Source organism: Sulfobacillus thermosulfidooxidans DSM 9293, from assembly GCF_900176145.1.
Taxonomy (GTDB): Bacteria; Bacillota; Sulfobacillia; order Sulfobacillales; family Sulfobacillaceae; genus Sulfobacillus; species Sulfobacillus thermosulfidooxidans.
Genome location: NZ_FWWY01000001.1, coordinates 1,005,082 through 1,021,722, shown reverse-complemented (window position 1 = coordinate 1,021,722; position 16,641 = coordinate 1,005,082). Strand labels below are relative to the sequence as shown.

The 16,641-nt window shown below is 50.2% G+C and carries 21 protein-coding genes; 14 read left to right on the top strand and 7 right to left on the bottom strand.

Going from position 1 to position 16,641, the window contains the following annotated elements; translation table 11 throughout:
* The first annotated feature begins 3 nt into the window (after nt 1-3).
* The 14 genes from hypD to B8987_RS05270 all read left to right on the top strand — a co-directional run bounded on the left by hypD (nt 4) and on the right by B8987_RS05270 (nt 10,843).
* Nucleotides 4-1,137 (top strand): hydrogenase formation protein HypD, encoded by a 1,134-nt coding sequence (gene hypD / locus B8987_RS05335; protein WP_020374227.1) that lies wholly within the window; start codon nt 4-6, stop codon nt 1,135-1,137.
* Nucleotides 1,137-2,258, top strand: coding sequence for a hydrogenase expression/formation protein HypE (gene hypE, locus B8987_RS05330; protein ID WP_020374228.1), 1,122 nt, complete (start codon nt 1,137-1,139; stop codon nt 2,256-2,258). The genes hypD and hypE overlap by 1 nt, the downstream gene beginning before the upstream one ends.
* Nucleotides 2,259-2,299: 41 nt before the next feature.
* Complete coding sequence (gene tatA / locus B8987_RS05325) at nt 2,300-2,491, top strand: twin-arginine translocase TatA/TatE family subunit (protein ID WP_020374229.1); 192 nt, start codon at nt 2,300-2,302, stop codon at nt 2,489-2,491.
* 6 nt (nt 2,492-2,497) lie between these two features.
* Nucleotides 2,498-3,271, top strand: a complete 774-nt coding sequence (locus tag B8987_RS05320; RefSeq protein ID WP_020374230.1) for a DUF6390 family protein — start codon at nt 2,498-2,500, stop codon at nt 3,269-3,271.
* 123 nt (nt 3,272-3,394) lie between these two features.
* Entirely contained in the window at nt 3,395-4,672 is a 1,278-nt protein-coding gene (locus B8987_RS05315) for a hydrogenase small subunit (RefSeq protein ID WP_020374231.1), read from the top strand.
* A 14-nt stretch (nt 4,673-4,686) separates the two neighbouring features.
* Entirely contained in the window at nt 4,687-6,384 is a 1,698-nt protein-coding gene (locus tag B8987_RS05310; RefSeq protein WP_242823943.1) for a nickel-dependent hydrogenase large subunit, read from the top strand.
* Between the two features lie 61 nt (nt 6,385-6,445).
* Nucleotides 6,446-7,138, top strand: a complete 693-nt coding sequence (gene cybH, locus B8987_RS05305) for a Ni/Fe-hydrogenase, b-type cytochrome subunit (protein ID WP_020374233.1) — start codon at nt 6,446-6,448, stop codon at nt 7,136-7,138.
* A gap of 6 nt (nt 7,139-7,144) precedes the next feature.
* The gene (locus tag B8987_RS05300) at nt 7,145-7,741 is read left to right on the top strand and encodes a HyaD/HybD family hydrogenase maturation endopeptidase (protein WP_020374234.1); all 597 of its coding nucleotides are present in this window, start codon (nt 7,145-7,147) and stop codon (nt 7,739-7,741) included.
* The gene (locus tag B8987_RS05295) at nt 7,701-7,943 is read left to right on the top strand and encodes a HypC/HybG/HupF family hydrogenase formation chaperone (RefSeq protein ID WP_013987139.1); all 243 of its coding nucleotides are present in this window, start codon (nt 7,701-7,703) and stop codon (nt 7,941-7,943) included. Before B8987_RS05300 ends, B8987_RS05295 begins: the two co-directional genes overlap by 41 nt.
* 12 nt (nt 7,944-7,955) lie before the next feature.
* Nucleotides 7,956-8,564, top strand: coding sequence for a 4Fe-4S dicluster domain-containing protein (locus tag B8987_RS05290; protein ID WP_020374235.1), 609 nt, complete (start codon nt 7,956-7,958; stop codon nt 8,562-8,564).
* 45 nt (nt 8,565-8,609) lie between these two features.
* Nucleotides 8,610-9,374, top strand: a complete 765-nt coding sequence (locus B8987_RS05285; RefSeq protein ID WP_020374236.1) for a hypothetical protein — start codon at nt 8,610-8,612, stop codon at nt 9,372-9,374.
* 10 nt (nt 9,375-9,384) lie between these two features.
* Nucleotides 9,385-9,783 carry a hydrogenase maturation nickel metallochaperone HypA/HybF gene (locus B8987_RS05280; protein WP_020374237.1) on the top strand — a complete coding sequence of 133 codons (399 nt, stop codon included), beginning with the start codon at nt 9,385-9,387 and terminating at the stop codon, nt 9,781-9,783.
* A 2-nt stretch (nt 9,784-9,785) separates the two neighbouring features.
* Entirely contained in the window at nt 9,786-10,451 is a 666-nt protein-coding gene (gene hypB, locus B8987_RS05275; RefSeq protein WP_020374238.1) for a hydrogenase nickel incorporation protein HypB, read from the top strand.
* A gap of 41 nt (nt 10,452-10,492) precedes the next feature.
* Nucleotides 10,493-10,843, top strand: coding sequence for a hypothetical protein (locus B8987_RS05270; RefSeq protein WP_020374239.1), 351 nt, complete (start codon nt 10,493-10,495; stop codon nt 10,841-10,843).
* Nucleotides 10,844-11,044: 201 nt separating this feature from the next.
* Here the strand turns inward: B8987_RS05270 and B8987_RS05265 are convergent, their stop codons facing one another.
* From B8987_RS05265 to B8987_RS05235, 7 genes are read right to left on the bottom strand one after another with little or no spacing between them, the layout of a single operon-like run.
* On the bottom strand, nt 11,045-11,308 hold the full coding sequence (locus B8987_RS05265; protein ID WP_020374241.1) for a glutaredoxin family protein: 264 nt from the start codon (nt 11,306-11,308) through the stop codon (nt 11,045-11,047).
* Nucleotides 11,309-11,320: 12 nt separating this feature from the next.
* Complete coding sequence (locus B8987_RS05260; protein WP_020374242.1) at nt 11,321-11,788, bottom strand: biotin/lipoyl attachment domain-containing protein; 468 nt, start codon at nt 11,786-11,788, stop codon at nt 11,321-11,323.
* Nucleotides 11,789-11,827: 39 nt separating this feature from the next.
* The gene (locus B8987_RS05255; RefSeq protein ID WP_020374243.1) at nt 11,828-12,748 is read right to left on the bottom strand and encodes a CoB--CoM heterodisulfide reductase iron-sulfur subunit B family protein; all 921 of its coding nucleotides are present in this window, start codon (nt 12,746-12,748) and stop codon (nt 11,828-11,830) included.
* A 33-nt stretch (nt 12,749-12,781) separates the two neighbouring features.
* A complete protein-coding gene (locus tag B8987_RS05250; protein ID WP_020374244.1) occupies nt 12,782-13,474 on the bottom strand; it encodes a 4Fe-4S dicluster domain-containing protein in 693 nt (230 codons plus the stop codon).
* A gap of 29 nt (nt 13,475-13,503) precedes the next feature.
* The gene (locus B8987_RS05245) at nt 13,504-14,325 is read right to left on the bottom strand and encodes a hypothetical protein (RefSeq protein ID WP_020374245.1); all 822 of its coding nucleotides are present in this window, start codon (nt 14,323-14,325) and stop codon (nt 13,504-13,506) included.
* Complete coding sequence (locus B8987_RS05240; RefSeq protein ID WP_020374246.1) at nt 14,322-15,368, bottom strand: FAD-dependent oxidoreductase; 1,047 nt, start codon at nt 15,366-15,368, stop codon at nt 14,322-14,324. Before B8987_RS05240 ends, B8987_RS05245 begins: the two co-directional genes overlap by 4 nt.
* A gap of 12 nt (nt 15,369-15,380) precedes the next feature.
* A complete protein-coding gene (locus B8987_RS05235; RefSeq protein WP_020374247.1) occupies nt 15,381-16,616 on the bottom strand; it encodes a heterodisulfide reductase-related iron-sulfur binding cluster in 1,236 nt (411 codons plus the stop codon).
* Nucleotides 16,617-16,641 lie beyond the last annotated feature (25 nt).

Here is a 16,641-nt window from a genome sequence, read left to right as displayed (position 1 = left end):
GCCATGAAATATATGGATGAGTATCGCGACAAAGACCTTGTCGCACGGGTGTCCGAAGAAATTGCCCGTATCTCAGATAAGATGCCGATCAAGATTATGGAAGTCTGTGGAGGCCATACGCACGTCATTTTCAAATATGGGTTAGAAGATTTATTGCCGCAGAACGTAGAAATGGTCCATGGCCCTGGATGTCCGGTCTGTGTTTTGCCCATAGGCCGCTTGGATGATGCCATGGCATTGGCCCAAATTCCCGGTGTTATTTTTACCACCTTTGCTGATATGATGCGGGTCCCGGGTTCACAGTTCAGTCTTTTAGACATTAAAGCGCAAGGGGCTGATGTGCGCTTTGTCTATTCTCCACTGGATGCGCTAAAAATTGCGCAACAAAATCCGGATAAACAGGTCATCTTTTTTGCGATCGGATTTGATACCACGACGCCATCGACAGCCGTAACGATTGCGCGCGCCAAAACGTTGGGCGTAACCAACTTTAGTGTATTTAACAATCATGTCATGCTCATTCCAGCCTTGAAAGCTTTACTCGACGCGCCGGATTTAGACATTACGGCTTTTCTCGCGCCAGGACATGTCAGCATGGTGATCGGTATGGATCCCTATGAGTTCATTGTCCGTGATTATGACAAACCCGTGGTGATCTCGGGATTTGAACCCCTTGATGTTTTGCAATCGGTGTTGATGGTGGTGCGTCAATTGAGGAAAGGGGTGCGGCAAGTGGAAAACCAATATAGCCGCGTGGTATCACCCCAAGGGAATGTCTTAGCCAGGCGCATGATTGACGAGACCATGGAACCCCGTGAGGAATTCGAGTGGCGGGGGCTTGGCACGATTCCCTATAGTGCTTTGAAATTGCGAAAAGCCTTTGCCGAGTTTGACGCGGAACAGCGTTTTGCAATCCCTGGTCGTAAAGTTCCTGATCATCCTGCGTGTCAGTGTGGTTCGGTTTTGCGCGGCACGATTAGACCATGGGAGTGTGGGGTCTTTGGGACCGCGTGTACTCCAGAGCATCCTATTGGCACCTGTATGGTGTCTTCGGAAGGGGCTTGTGCAGCCTATTACAATTACGGCCGGTATTCTATGGCGCGGGAACGACAGCAACTGACAGGAGGGAAGTTGTGATGGGTCAGGTTCGAAGAACTCAAGAAGAGGTTTTAGACAATATTACGAAAGCGCAGCAGGCCAGGCGGCGACACATGACATTAAAACAGGACATAATCACCATGAGTCATGGGGCCGGTGGGAAATCCAGTCATGAATTGATTGAAGGGCTAATTCGGCCGATTCTTGCTAATCCCGTATTGGATGCCCTCGATGATGCTGCAGTGCTGCCTTTGAGCCGGTTTGTTTCCCTAGATAATGGTAACTTACCCGAATTAGCCTTTACCACGGATAGCTATACCGTCAGCCCGGTAAAATTTCCTGGCGGCAATATCGGCGATTTAGCGGTGAATGGCACGGTCAATGATTTGGCCATGAGTGGTGCCCGGCCCATCGCTTTGTCTTTAGGGCTGATTTTAGAAGAAGGTTTACCGGTCGCGCTCTTGCGGGAAGTCCTAGAAAGCATTGCAGTACATGCCAAAGAACTGGGAATATCTATCGTCACCGGCGATACCAAAGTGGTGCCACGCGGGAAAGGTGACGGCCTGTATATTAACACGGCAGGAATTGGAATTGTGGAACGTACCTGGCCTATGGGCCAGCATTTGATTCAACCGGGTGACAAGGTCCTCATTAGCGGCAGTGTGGGCGATCATGGCATTGCGGTAATGCTGCGACGAGAAGGTTTGGAGATGGAATCGGAAGTGCAAAGTGACACCCAAAGTTTGTATGACCTCGTTCATCATCTCTTTGTTCATATGGGCAGTGCCATTCATGCTTTAAAAGACCCAACGCGCGGTGGAGTGGCGACTACGCTGAATGAGATGGCGGTCAGTTCAGACGTGGCCATAAAAGTTTATGAAGACGCTGTACCTGTGAAGGAATCCGTCCGTGGAGCCTGTGAGATCTTGGGCCTTGACCCCTTAACGATCGCTAATGAAGGCAAAATGCTTGTGGTGGTCGCGAAAGAGCGGGCGGACGAGGCCTTATCCCTCATGCGTCAGCATCCCAAAGGGCAAGATGCTCGCATTATCGGAGAAGTGCAAGAAGAACCACGAGGCATGGTGTTTTTACAGACACTTTTAGGAGGCACAAGGGTGTTGGATATGCTCGTCGGAGATCCGTTGCCCCGTATTTGTTAATAAAGTGCCATTTTTAACCAGGAATAAGGAGGAAATCTATCATGTGGACCAATTTATTAGATCCTGCTCATCTGATTATTTTGTTGGTCGTAGTGTTGTTGATTTTTGGCCCCCGACGTTTGCCCGAGCTCGGATCCTCGTTAGGTAAGACGCTCAAGATGTTTAAAGATGCCCAAAAAGGCTTAGAAGACACAAGCACTCGGGACCAAAATCCTTCCTTGCCAAAGGAGTAAGCACGCGTGCAAACAGTAGAAAGTGATACGCAAGGACTTTTGCGATTTAGTCGCTATGCATTTCCTCCTAACCGCTTAGGCTACTGCGGCGGTGAGGATCATGCCGGCTTATATCAATACATGGCGGCCCAAAAAGTCGATGGTGGGTTAAGAGATATGGCCAAAAATTTTGAAGGTGCCTATCCCTACCTGCGTTTGATTGCTCACAGTGTCGGGATTGAAGATCCCCTGGATGAACGGGTTGTCGAAGCTTATTGGCTGGGAAATGCGTGGCTTGATAGGGTTAGTCCCTATGATTTTTACCGGTTTTTGGAACAGTATTACAAAAAAGTTATGGCCCCAACGCGATTTGACATGCTTAAAGACTCGCTCACTAAAGGAGCCCGTCCACACCACAATTTTCATGTATTTGGCATTTTTCTCTATTTACAAAAATCCTTGACGGGTTCAGCTCCCCGCATGGAACGGGTGTTAGGCATGGTAGATGGGTGCCGAATTAGCTGGGGACAAGTGATTACGGTAATCGGCAATCAGCTCATCGTGAACAGGCCTCCGGTAATGATCAAAGACGATCAGTGGGTGATCGGAAAACCGGTACCTGTCCGCGTGGACTGGAAATTGGACCACGATGGGCGGCTTTGGGAGGTGCATGCGGGCGACGTGGTCTCCATTCATTGGGGATGGGCATCAGAGCGCCTTAGAGCCCCTCAACTGGCCCGGCTCATCACAGATACCCGAACTTTTTTGAAATTGGCGAATCAACGCTTTTTGTGTGAATAGCTGCTGCCAGTACAAAACAGGGGAAAGGAATGAGGCGTGATGCCATACACTATTTGGTCCCTAGCGTCTTTGGGACCTTAAATGAGGACCAGAAGACGTGATCATCAAAGAAGGGGGATAGGAATGGATTCATCAATTAATTGGGATGATTTGCCCAAAGTTAGTGGCCGTCCACTGGAAGGTATTACCGAACACACGGCTCAGGATGTCCAACAAGCTGTCCGGGAGGTAGATCAAAGACTTAACGCGATTGATCCTGATGGCACTGTTTCTCGCAATTTTATTGATCGTTTTCTTGCCATGGGTCTAACCCGGAGAGATTTCATCAAATGGAGTTCTATGATGACCGCTGCGTTAATGCTCCCACCCGTATTTGAAAGCCGGGTAGCACGGGCTGCGGCCGTGTCCACAAAGCTTCCGGTGGTGTGGATTAACTTGCAGGATTGTGATGGCAACACCGAGTCTCTTTTGCGAACGTCTGACCCGGGATTTGCATCGTTGATTTTGGACACGATTTCTTTGGACTACAACGAAACCGTGATGGCGGCGGCAGGCTACCAAGCGATGGACCGTCTGAATGAGGTGATTGCTAAACACAAAGGACAATATGTCGCCGTCTTTGAAGGGTCATTGCCCTTAGGAAACAATGGCACCTTCTACACGACTGGGGCCAATGCTGAAACCGGTATCTCTTTGACCAAAAGAGTGGTCGCTGGCGCCAAAATGGTCATGGCCGCAGGAACCTGTGCGGCTTTTGGTGGCATCCCAGCTGCCCAGCCTAACCCGACGGGGGCAAAAGGTATTGGCGACGGGTTAAACATTCCGGTTGTCAATATATCAGGCTGTCCGGCCAATGCGATCAATTTGGTCGGAACCATTTTGGAAGTGGTGATGTTTAACGACAATCCGGCATTAGACCGCTATGGTCGGCCGTTATGGGCTTATGCACACCGCATTCACGACAACTGTGAGAGGCGCGGACATTTTGATGCCGGGGAATATGTGCTGAATTGGGGCGACACCGCAGCACAAAACGAATGGTGCCTGTTCAAGATGGGGTGCAAGGGCCCCTACACCTATAATAACTGTCCGCAAGTGCGTTGGAATCAGCAAGTATCTTGGCCTATTCGCGCGGGACACGGGTGCATTGGTTGCGCCGAACCCAACTTTTGGGACACGATGAGTCCCTTTGAACAACCTCTCGGTGCGAAAGTCTACGGGTCCGCCTTAGGGATCGGGATTGATGCTTCTGCCAACACCGTGGGTGAAGTGGTTGTCGGAGCGGCTGTCGCTGGAATTGCCATTCATGCTACGGCCACGTGGATCCGAGATAAAAAGTCACCTGGTTGGAAAAATCCGCAGTCTAAGGACATCCCACCCAAACCACCTTTGAATCAGTAACGACAGGAGGAAGAATGATGGCTCAGTTAAAACGGTTCACCATTGATCCCATTACCCGTATTGAAGGGCATTTGCGGATTGAAGTGGACTTGGATCCCAATAATGTGGTGAAAGATGCCTACAGTTCATCGGGCATGTTTCGCGGCATCGAACTCATTATGCAAGACCGCGATTTTCATGATGTGGGACTTTTTGCCCAGCGGATTTGCGGTGTCTGTACCTACACCCATTACCGGGTTGGAACCGAAGCCGTCGAGGCGGCCTTAGGTGTTCAAATTCCCACCGATGCCCGGATTGTACGGAACTTGTTGCACGCATCATTGTTTTTGCATGATCACGTCGTTCACTTTTATCAATTGCATGGGATGGATTGGTTTGATGTGGTGGCGGCCTTAAGTGCTGATCCGGAAAAAGCCGCTGCCGTGGCGTTGAAATATTCTCCCACACCGTATAACGCTGGTGCCGGTACGTTCCGCGCCGTCCAGGAACGAGTCTCGGCGTTAGTGGCTTCCGGAGAGTTAGGCCCCTTCGCCAATGGATATTGGGGGAACCCTTCGTATAAGTTGACACCTGAACAGGATTTAATCATGCTTTCGCATTATCTCGACGCTTTAGCGGTACAGCGAACCCTCGCCCAGGCTATGGCAGTTTTCGGTGGAAAAAATCCGCATCCGCAGTCATTGGTGGTAGGTGGCGTGACCTCCATTATGGATATTGTGGATCCGTCCCGGGTTGCAGAGTTCTTGGGCAAAATGCAAAGTGGTGCCCAGTTTATTCAAAATGCTTATCTCCCCGATATCCGCATGATTGCGGATGCGTATATCCAGGAAGCGAAATCGGGTGAAGGCTATGGTGTGCCGGATTTCATGTCCTATGGGGCTTTTCCTTTAGACAATATTCCGTGGCCTAAAGGGGCGATGCTATTTCCCTCAGGAGTCTTCAACCGCAATACCGGCATGGTTAACGATCTGAATGCGGATCAAATTAAAGAAGATGTGACCCGAGCCTGGTATCAAGGACCCAATGAGGGCGTGTATCCTGGCGAGGAATCGACGATTCCGGATTATACCGGATACGAAGCGGATGGTGCCTTGAACCGAAGTGGGAAGTATAGCTGGATTAAGGCGCCACGTTATCAAGGACTTCCCATGGAAACGGGACCGTTAGCGAGACTGTTAATTGGGCGTGCCCGAAAAGATCCCCTAATTGAAAAGGCTATGACAGATTTTGAACGGTCAGTGCCCCGAGGTTTTAGCCCTGACGAGTGGTATTCCACAGTAGGGCGTACAGCTGCCCGAGCTGTGGAAGCGGACATCATTGCCTCGCAGGTAGGGGCTTGGGTGGATGAACTGGCGGCAAATGTTGGACAAGGACAAACCCAAACCTACACCGCGCCCTCCAATACTTCTGGGGAAGGGTTTCGTCTCTTGGATGCGCCCCGTGGTGCCTTAGGACATTGGATCCGCATTGAGAATGGCCGGGTCACCCATTATCAAGCGGTGGTTCCCAGTACATGGAATGCCAGCCCTCGTGACCACAAGGGCCAAATGGGGCCGTATGAAGCATCATTAATCAATACCCGCCTTGCCGTCGCCAATCAACCTTTGGAGGTACTGCGCACTGTGCACTCGTTTGATCCCTGTATTGGATGTGCTGTGCATATTGTCGACAGCAAAGGCGCAGAAGTAGCCCGGTTTCAGGTCGATGTGTAAGTCGACCTGAACAACGGGGCATGAATTACGCCATAAACGCCCGAAGGAGGAATCGTAAACCATGACGGAAGAAAAGACTCAGAAACCCAGACATGTGTTATTTTCTCCTGCAACCAGGTGGATGCACTGGTTGCGGGTGGGATTAATTGCCTATCTGGTTGTGACAGGATTCGAAATTGGTCAACCTTTTATACTCTATAATCCCTTGGTGCCCACGTGGAAGGATTTCTTAATGAACTGGGTCCGGGGGACACATGAAATGGCAGGTTTCACTTTGATCGCGACCGAAATCGTCCGGATTTATGATTTTTTCCGCACACACGAATTTAAGGATGCTCGCATTATGTTTTCGAAAGAAGCATGGAAAAAGCAGTTGCGGTACTATGGGCTTTTTGGCCGGCAGTACCGGCATCCCGGTGTGCGCTATGGTCCGTTGCAATTTGCGTTTTATGCCGCGTTTTATTTGGCGTTGATTTTGATCTCACTAACCGGAATTCTCCTGTTTGGTGCCAACTATAATGGGCCGGGATTTGGATCCTTCATCTATCATCAATTGGGATTCTTTTACCCGCTGTTTGGGGGATTGGTTGGCTTACGGATGGTCCACATTTGGCTGGCATGGAGCATTATTTTCTTCGTAGTGGGCCATGTTTACATGGTGATTTGGAATACTGTGGAAAATCGTGATGGCACGATTGACACCATGTTGACCGGTACGCACATGCAGGTGGCTGACTCTCAGGAAACGGAGTAGGCACAGATGGAAAAAATACTGATTTTAGGACTCGGCAATATTTTGTTTTCTGATGAGGGACTCGGTGTGCACATGGCGCATTATCTCCAGGAAAAATACCGGTTTGAGCCAGCTGTGGATGTCTTGGACGGGGGAACCTTAGCGTATCAACTGATGGATCACATCGCGTTGTATGACCATGTTCTCATCGTCGATGCCGCCCTCATGTCCCAAACTCCAGGAAGCATCTTTGCGTTTCGTTACGAAGATGCGGTCAAATGGGGATGGCATATTACCGCCGGGGCGCACGAGATTGAAATTGTCGGCGTTCTCACGTCGCTGAAATTGCTTGGGGAATTGCCCGATGTGCAGTTTATTGCTATGGAACCCTATGACATTGTGAGCACGCACATTGGGCTAAGCCCTGTGGTACGAGACCGGATGACGGCTCTGGAACAGGTGATCATCGAAAAATTGGGGAGTTGGGGCATTCAATGCACCCCGGTCCGTGAGGTCTCGTTTGACCGGAGCGACAATGATCTCTTAGATATCGCGCCTGATAAGACAGGGAAGGAGAATAGTCATGTGTTTGGCGCTTCCGCTCAAAGTCGTCAAGGTTCTTGATGAATCCCGTTGCCTGGTGGAAGGAGGAGGCCGTACGAGGCATGCCTTCTATGACGGAATTGAAGACTTGCATGAGGGAGATTGGGTTCTCGTCGAGGCGAATTTAGTGCTGGAAAAATTGTCGGAAGAAGAAGGCCGGCAAGCTATGGAGGATGCATTGCGGTACGTATTTGGGAATGAGGATGACGAACCTTCGGCGTAAGGAGACGGGCAGATGCTTCTAATTCGGCTATTGCTGCAAAGACCTAAACGAATTCGCCGCAATGACGCCGTATCGCGTCGCGAGTTCTTTCAAGAGATCTTCGTGCTTCCACGCCCGACGCAACATGTACAGCCGGAGATTTTAGATCCCGAAGATCATCCAGTTGTCCCGGTGCCGCGATTTCGTCCTCCGGGCGCGGTTGCCGAGAACGCGTTTATTCAACAGTGCGTCGGTTGTGGTCTTTGTGCAGACGCTTGTCCAGTTGGTGCAATCGTCCCTGATGATCAAGGCCTGGCGATGATGGATGTAAATCGCCAACCCTGTCTGGCGTGTAGAGATGTCCCGTGCAGCCGGGTCTGTCCTCATGGAGCGTTAAAACCCTTGGAGCAAGCATGGGAAATAGCTATCGGACATGCGGTTTTGCATGCTGACAGTTGTTGGCAACTGACACAAAGCCAGGATTGTGGTGGAGCATGTCTTAATGCCTGTCCCTTACCGCATAATGCGTTGAAACTTTATCCGGGGCAAGCACCTGATATCTCTGAATTGATTTGTTTAGGGTGTGGACAATGCGTTAACGCATGTCCGAGCCCCGGAACTCTTAGCATGCAACCGCGTTAACAAAAAGTGGCAAGAAGAGAAACAAAAGAAAGAAGGTCGTAGGACATGGATTGGCAAGTCTTTCGGGATGCGAAGGAAAGTGAACTGGCCGAGCATAGGGCATTTGTTGAGCAAACTTTGCAGTGGCGGGTCCCTGGCTTCCACTGGAGTGCCGCCAGCGTCAAACAGTGGTATGAGGAACGGAGCCAATGGCCGGAAGAAATCCAGCGTGCCGTCGAGTTTCTCTACCAGTACGATTACCCGTTACGTGTGTTAGAAGAACAAATTGTTCACGACGAATCGTGGTTGTGGAATGACTATGATGGAATGAGAAAAAAACTTATGGAGACCGAAAACCGTTTCTGGCAAAATATTGCAGCCAGTGTTGCAAACCCGGATGCGGATGAATCCCAGAGTCAGGATCTGAGCATGCTAGAGTGGTGGCAGAGCGTGCGGGGACGTCGAGGGCCCCTTTTGGCTGTGTTGCGCTCAAAACTCCCCTTAGAAAAATATCTGCAGCATCTCATCGTGATTGCACAGTCCAATGATTATGAGGCAGCAGGACACATCGATGATGCCGATCATGCTTCCCTCGATCTCATTCCTCAACGATTTGTTGATCTTCTCCGTGATGTCAATCCGGATGTCATGCGGCTTCTCCCTCTTCACATGGATCTCTCCCGGGAGCAAGGCCGTTTATCCGTGACCTTAACGGATTGGATTGGCGAAAGCACATGGCCGGAAAATCCTTCTGAGGATGTTTTGAAAGCATTAGCATGGTTTGATGTGACCGGTACGATTTTTCTCGACAGTTTAGGATGGGTGCGTTAAGGAGGGCATTATGCACGAAGCCGGGCTTATGGCCAGTGTACTTGGCATTATCGACCAGTCGCGGGTCGAAAATAATATTCGTCGGGTTACCGAAATTACTTTAAAAGTCGGCGTCTTAAATGGCGCCTTGCCTGATGCTTTGCAATTTGCCTTTGATGCCCTGCGCAGTGAATATACATGGCTCGATGCATCATCGGTTCTTCGGATTGAATCGGTTCCGGCCATCCTCTTATGTTTTGAGTGTCATTATCAAGGTCCAGGATCCGAGATGACCTGCCCAGCTTGTCAGTCGGTATTGACCCAGCTTATTCAGGGCGAAGAATTTGACATTGTGGGTTTCGATGGTGAGGTTGATGAGTCGCGTAAAGACCGTTCACTTTATGAACCTCTTGGACGAGGAGGACAATAAGCATGCACGTGGATCTACACCAGGATGTATGGGCCTTAAATAACAGTGAAGGAAATCATAATCGGGAATGGCTGGATGAGCATAAGATTTGGGCGGTCAATATCATGGGATCGCCTGGTGCGGGAAAAACGACGTTACTGGAACATTTGCTTCCGATTTTGCGTAAGGATTTTCATGTCGGTGTCATTGAAGGAGACGTGGCGACATCTAAAGATGCTTTGAGAATTTCCGCATTAGGCATTCCTGTGATCCAGCTCGAGACCCAAGGCGTTTGCCATTTGGATGGCCGTATGGTGCGCTCAGGTCTTCGCGCTTTGGAACCGTTGCATTTGGACTTGCTCTTTATTGAGAATGTCGGAAATTTGGTCTGCCCCGCAGACTTCTTCTTAGGGGAACATGCTCGCCTCGGCGTTTTAAGTACTGTCGAAGGTGGGGACAAAATTGTCAAGTATCCGACGTTGTTTCGGCGCATTCACGCCCTGGCTATTACTAAAACGGATTTGCTTCCGTTTACAGATTTTGATATGGACCAAGCATCCCAAGATTTTGCAAGTCTTGGGGCAGGACGCCCACTGTTTTCCCTAGCCAAAAATGAAGGAATTTCCGATTTAGCTCAGTGGATTCGTCACATGGCTCTTAATGTATCCACGACGGAGCAGGATGTCTAAAAGCGCTTGGTGAGAGAAAAAAGGAGGAATGCAGAGTGTGTATGGACGGGAATAGCTACGAAGATTGGCAAATCGTTGCGGAACAATACGCAGCTCAAGTCAAACTGTATGCGGACCACATCGAATTATGGAGTGAGCGCCTCAAGACCGCCGGTTTGCCGGAGGCTACCAAGGCGTTCGAAAGAGCCGTGCTAGCTTTGGGTATGGCTTACAATGAAATGCTGAAGGCTAGTGACATGCTTCATGCCGAACATGATCATGATCATTTCCATGTGGAAGCGTTTAATGTCGGATTACCGGCGCAAGAAATGCATGACCATGATCACCCGACGGATGAGAGAAGTCATGGCCACCATGCCCATGTTCACGCTCATCCCCATTCTCATGCCTAAATTGAAGACGCATAAACTCTCTAGATAACGGGTGTCGCAAAACGTGAAAGAGGCAAAGGTTAATAGGGATTTTACGTTGTTATTGGAACCTGTCATTTTGATTGGTCATGTCCGCATGCCTTATGCGAGAAAAGAGAATGCAGATCACTTGAACAGGGCCCTGGAATCCCAGGACCCTGTTCAACGGGGGTACGCGACGAACTAGGATGCAATAATACCATGTTTCTTTAATAAATCTAAGGCGGTCTGCCGATCAATGACGCCGACATGAACCACTTGATTGTTGATAATGGTACTGGGGACACTACGAATATATAATTTGACGGCCAGTTCTCGTCCTTCTAATGTGCCCACATCCACTTCACGCACCGTAAACCCATATTGATTCGCCAAGTCCTTCCATTGACGAATGGTGGCGGGACAGGTGTGACACCAGGGAGATGTGGCCACAACGACCTCACCCATATTGGTCACCTCTTAACTACACCGCATGCACTGAATTTTGTCGCGGACAATCTTTTCGCGGTAGCGTGTGAGAGCCTCTTCTCCCGTAACCAGATGTCCCCAATCTTGATGCGGGTCAATCTTGAGCTTTGCAATCCATGCTGTCCCGTAGGGATCAATATTTAACAGCGCGGGTTGATCTTTTAAGATGTCATTGGTCTCCAAAATGGTGCCGGATAACGGGCAGACTAAAGGTCCTGCCCATTTCCCGCTTTCGAGCGACGCTAAAGATTTTCCCCGGGCCACATACGTTCCCGCCCTTTTCGGACGGACAAACAAAATACGACCGGACAGAGTTTGGGCGGGGTCGGTCATACCGACCGAGACCACCTCTCCCTCCTCGTTGCCCGTGCTTTCTATGCTTTCCTTTCGTACCCAGACATTATTTTCGATGTCGTAATAAAGGTCTTCGGGAATATCACAGCCTTGAATTTCAGCCATCGTGCACCTCCTGTCTGCTCTTTTGGGCGCAGGTGGGAATTAATGGGTTGGCAAAGAATATTCCGCTTGAGACAAGAACTGTTCGATGAGGCTTAAGGCATCGGATTCCATGTCACCTACATAAAGTTCCTCGGGACGGTGGCCAAAAGCAATGCCGACTAGCTGGGTGTAGTACATGACCGGCAATTTGGCGCCTTCACCAACGGCGTCAATGGCGCGTGGTTGTAGCGCATCCAAACCGCCAGCACATTTCGGGCACATCAGGGCGAGGACATCGGCACCGCTCGATTTTGCCTTGGACAAAATCCGCCCGGTTAATTTGCCGGAAGTCCTGCCATCAGACAACAGGTTCTTGCCGCCACAGCAGGTGGTTTCGGCCGGGTGAGAGACGACGGTGGCGCCCAAGGTCTTTAACAAATCATGCATGAAGTGGGGATGCTCGGTATCTTCGCCCGCAATTTGAACGGAGCTTAACATATTGCCAGGGCGGTGATAGAGACAACCGTAATAGGGCGCGACCCGCAAGCCCGTTAAAGGAACCCGCACATGTTGGGCAATGGTATCCAGACCGACCACATTGACGAGATACTCCAGCGTATTGCGCACGGACGGCTTTTCGGTAAGAGGCGGTTCGCCTGCCTCATTCAGCATATTTTGGATTTCATCACGCACGGCCCCACCCACCTCAAATGTGTAGGCGGTCCGGGAAAGTTCGTGGTAACAGACATTGCAAGATACCATAACTTCTGTCTCACCTTGATGAAGAAGGTGCGCTAAGTTTCTAGCCGGGAGAAAATGACTTTTCACCCCTTCGCCTTTGAGCTCGCCGGCACCACAACACGAATAATCTTCCACTTCGACCAATGTCATCCCTAAATCCTTGGCAATGACGCGTGTGCTGACATCATACGCTCGGTCGATGGTCTTTAAAGAACATCCGGGAAAATAGGCGGTTTTCATCGTGCCTGCCTCCTTAATTTGCCAAATTTGTGATTACGCTTGTTGATGCGTTAACAATAAGGCACTGCGTGACCAATGCCTGGGCTTGCCGATGAATAATGTGCGCATGACACGCCCATCGCGAAGCATTTTGATGGCTGTCTTGCGCATTTCGGGAGAAAACAATTCCTGCCGGCGGCCAAGACGGCTTAAAAACTCGGCTTGCAAGCGAGGCAGGTTTAACCGGCCATACGTGAAGAGTTGATGACGGTAGGCATCATGATTGGCCAGATAGGCCGGGTCCATTTTTTCCGGGACCTGGTGATGCAGCCATTGGCCGATGGATTCCATCACTTCCGCGGTGTTGACGCCTTTGGGGCAATGATTGGTGCAAATATAGCAACCCACACAGCGCCAAATGACATCCGCATTTTTTATCAAGTCCTCTTGACGACCCGTACGAACCCAATAGATGAATTGCCGGGGATTGAATTCGGGAATTTCGTGGGCCACGGTGCAGCCGGCCGTACACATCCCGCATTGAATACAATTGTCAATACTGGCGCCAATCGCACTCTGACGCACTTCATCCCACGAGTCTAATTCAGGGCGGCTGTGCACACGCGATTTAATCATGGTATTCCAGCGGCCAGATATGTCGATGCCGTCCATGACCAAATTGTCATACTCCATAATTTGGTCATCATTTAATAACGAACGTTCGATGATACCGGATCCTTTAGGCATTTTCTCACCTCCACAGGGCTAATTGGCCTCTAAGAGACCGGCGAGTTTTCTTGTTCCACAGGAATTCCCGTGGGAACCGCTTCTTTGGGAATGGGTAAACCCAAAAGATAGCTCACCACCCCGAGAACGGTCGGAATGGTCGAAAAAATGGATTTCGAGGTGGTAAAGTACATTTTGTACAAGTAGTCGGCATACACATAGGCCAACACAATGTCGTTCGAATACATACCCCAGCGGTGCAATGCGAATTGCTCCAGCGCTGTATCTAACTGCTCTAGACGCGCAAACAATTCGGAGTAACCGGCGCCAAATGCCCGGAACCGGTCCTTTCCGTTAAAGCCTGGTTCATTGGTAAACTCGAGCAGGTAAGGCAAGGCGCCGGTTCCTGTCTTCCACGAATACACCCACGTCGTGGCGAGTGGGTACCGTTTGGGAGAATAGAAATGGAGAAATTCGATGGCGATATCATGGGCAGCCTCTTTAGAAAGCATTGGCAAACTGAGGCCCAGGGCTCGGACTTGATCATCGACATCCTCATCCATTTCAATCAGCGCGGTCAGGAAGACAATAAACTGTTGAAACGGTAATTGCTTTTCAATCGTCGGTAGCCAGCGTCTTATCGATCTAAGCCGCATGAGGGCTTCGCGCCAATCCTGGAGGGATGCCGAAGCCATCATACGCGGATTTGCCACATGTTGCAGCTGGCGGCTGGTTAGCGTCAATCCTTGAATAACCGAATCCAGAGGAATCGCATCCAGGTTGGATTGGATGGATGTAAAGACTTCTGTCATGGACGGCTTTAATAAGCGTCTCAAAAAGTCTTCGTTTTCGGTACGCTCAGGGGAATTCATAATGTCACCTTCGCTTTTAAGTACTCGTAGACCGCTAAGCTTGCGACATCTCCTTCTGCAATACTGTCTTCAATCGCTTTGGGACCGCTTGCCGCGCCCGCGACGAACACACCGGGCCGGTTGGTTAAACTGGCATTTTGCATGGGGGATGCTTGTTGGATAAAGCCGTGGGATTCTAAAGAGACCTGGAATTTTTGGGCTAAATCGTGGGTACCCCGGCTTGGTTCCATACCTGCTGCTAATACCACTAAGTCAAAGGGCCACTCGAAGGGTCCGCGGACCAAGGTGTCTTCGCCTTTTAGCACCGGACGTCCATGCAGTTGGGTAACTTCGGCAATACGTCCTTTGACATAGACGACGCCCGCTTCTTCTTGGGAACGCCAGTACAAGGTGTCTTCCCACAGTCCGTACGTGCGTACATCCATATAGAACATGCTAATGCGGGCTTTGGGTAATTGTTGCCGTAGTTCAATGGCCTGTTTGGCTGAAACGGCACAACAGACGCGGGAACAATAGGTGTTGCCGACTTGGCGATCCCGGGAACCGACGCAATAAATGAACGCGACAGATTCCGGAATTTCACCATTAGAAGGACGACGAATCGGTCCTTTGGCAAACATTTCTTCTAATTCAGCTCCGGTAATCACATCAGGAAAGAGACCGTAGCCATATTTTCCATCCCGGGCTGGGTTAAAATGATCAAATCCTGTCGCTAACACCACGGCTTGCGCTTTAATGCTTTCTTGATGAGCCCCTTCAAGCTGAATATGGAACGTGCCATCAGATTCAAGGACCGAGCCGACCGTTGTCCCGGTGTAGACCTTAACATGAGGATCCTCATTGACGGTTTGGATCAGACGTTTCAAGAGCTCAGGACCACTGCTGAAATCGGGCATCAAGACCTGATATTGATGACGGGCGACGGCCCCGCCCAAAAAGTTTTGTTGTTCGACTAATGTGACGTCAAGACCCAAGTGACTTAATGTGGCGGCGGCTTGCAATCCGGCCGGGCCTCCTCCAATGACCGCAACGGACGTAGACATATTACCCCTCCTTTAGTGGAGATTTAATGACTCGAGCGGGGGAACATAGAGTTGTTCCGGTTCGCGTCCCGCCTTGAGTTCTTCCAAATACGCTTCATATTGGGCCTTGGAGGTTCGCCAATCGATGCCCATTTTATCGAGCAGTTTCTCCCAGCCCGAGGTATGCCATTGAATTTGAACGACTTTATACGGGTCGGCTCCTGCGGCTAATGCCGCAAATTGCACATCGGCCATGACCGGGAGTTCGTAGTTATAGCCATGGGCCTTGCCGATCCATTGGTTCTTGTCAAGCGTCGTGGTGCAACCGGTGTCTTGTGTGATGGCAACGTCCGAATGGGCTTCTTCCACCATGACTTTAATCTTGCGTTCTAAGGAGAATGAGCGGGAAAATTCACGCTCGGTCAAGATGTGACGGAACCCAAAACCGCAGCAATCATACCAGGTGGAATAATCGGCCACTTGAGCCCCTAACGCTAAGAGGATAGCGGTTGTGGGGGCAGGGCGTTCGCCTCCATAAATGTTGGGATCGTAAATCACATCTTCCGGCACTAATTTCCACACATGGCATGCAGGATGTACTGTGGTCACAATGTGGGACACATCATGCACTTTTAGAGCAGCAATGCGATCACGCAAGACGTGAAGCCACTCACTATAGTGAACAATTTCTTCAGGAATCACCAGCTCACGGCCCACTTTGTTCATAATCCGGCGCACTTCATCCCGCAAATCCTTGTGCTCAATTAACAAGTTCCGCATCTCTTTGTAATTGCCAAATGAGGTGCCGCAATGAATCAAGGGGTAATATCCGGTTTCATACGCACGGTGCCAATTTCTGACGGCGACAGAGGCTAAGGCGACGAGATTTGAGGTGCCGGAGCCATGATAGTTCCATGCGGTGCAACTCGTTTGATGGGTTTCATCAAGATATTCGAGACCGAGCTTATTCATAAACCACATGATGCTGGTCGGATAGCCAGGAATGTTGCCACATTGGCCACAGGATTTGTGATGCCAAAGCTTGTTTGTCGGAATGCGTTTGGTGCGTCCTAATAAGGTTTCGACTTCAATGGGGCGGTTTTCCTCGGTAATATGGATCACCTTGACTTCCCCTTTGGCTTCAAGCTCGGCCAGTTCTTCGCGGGGATCTTTCGGTTGGGCTTTCAATAAGGCCCTTTTGTCCACCGTCTTGGTGACGAACTCCCATCCACTGGTTCTTACCTTATCGCTAATAGGACTGGTTGCCATGGATTTCCCTCCTTTAGTTTTGTTG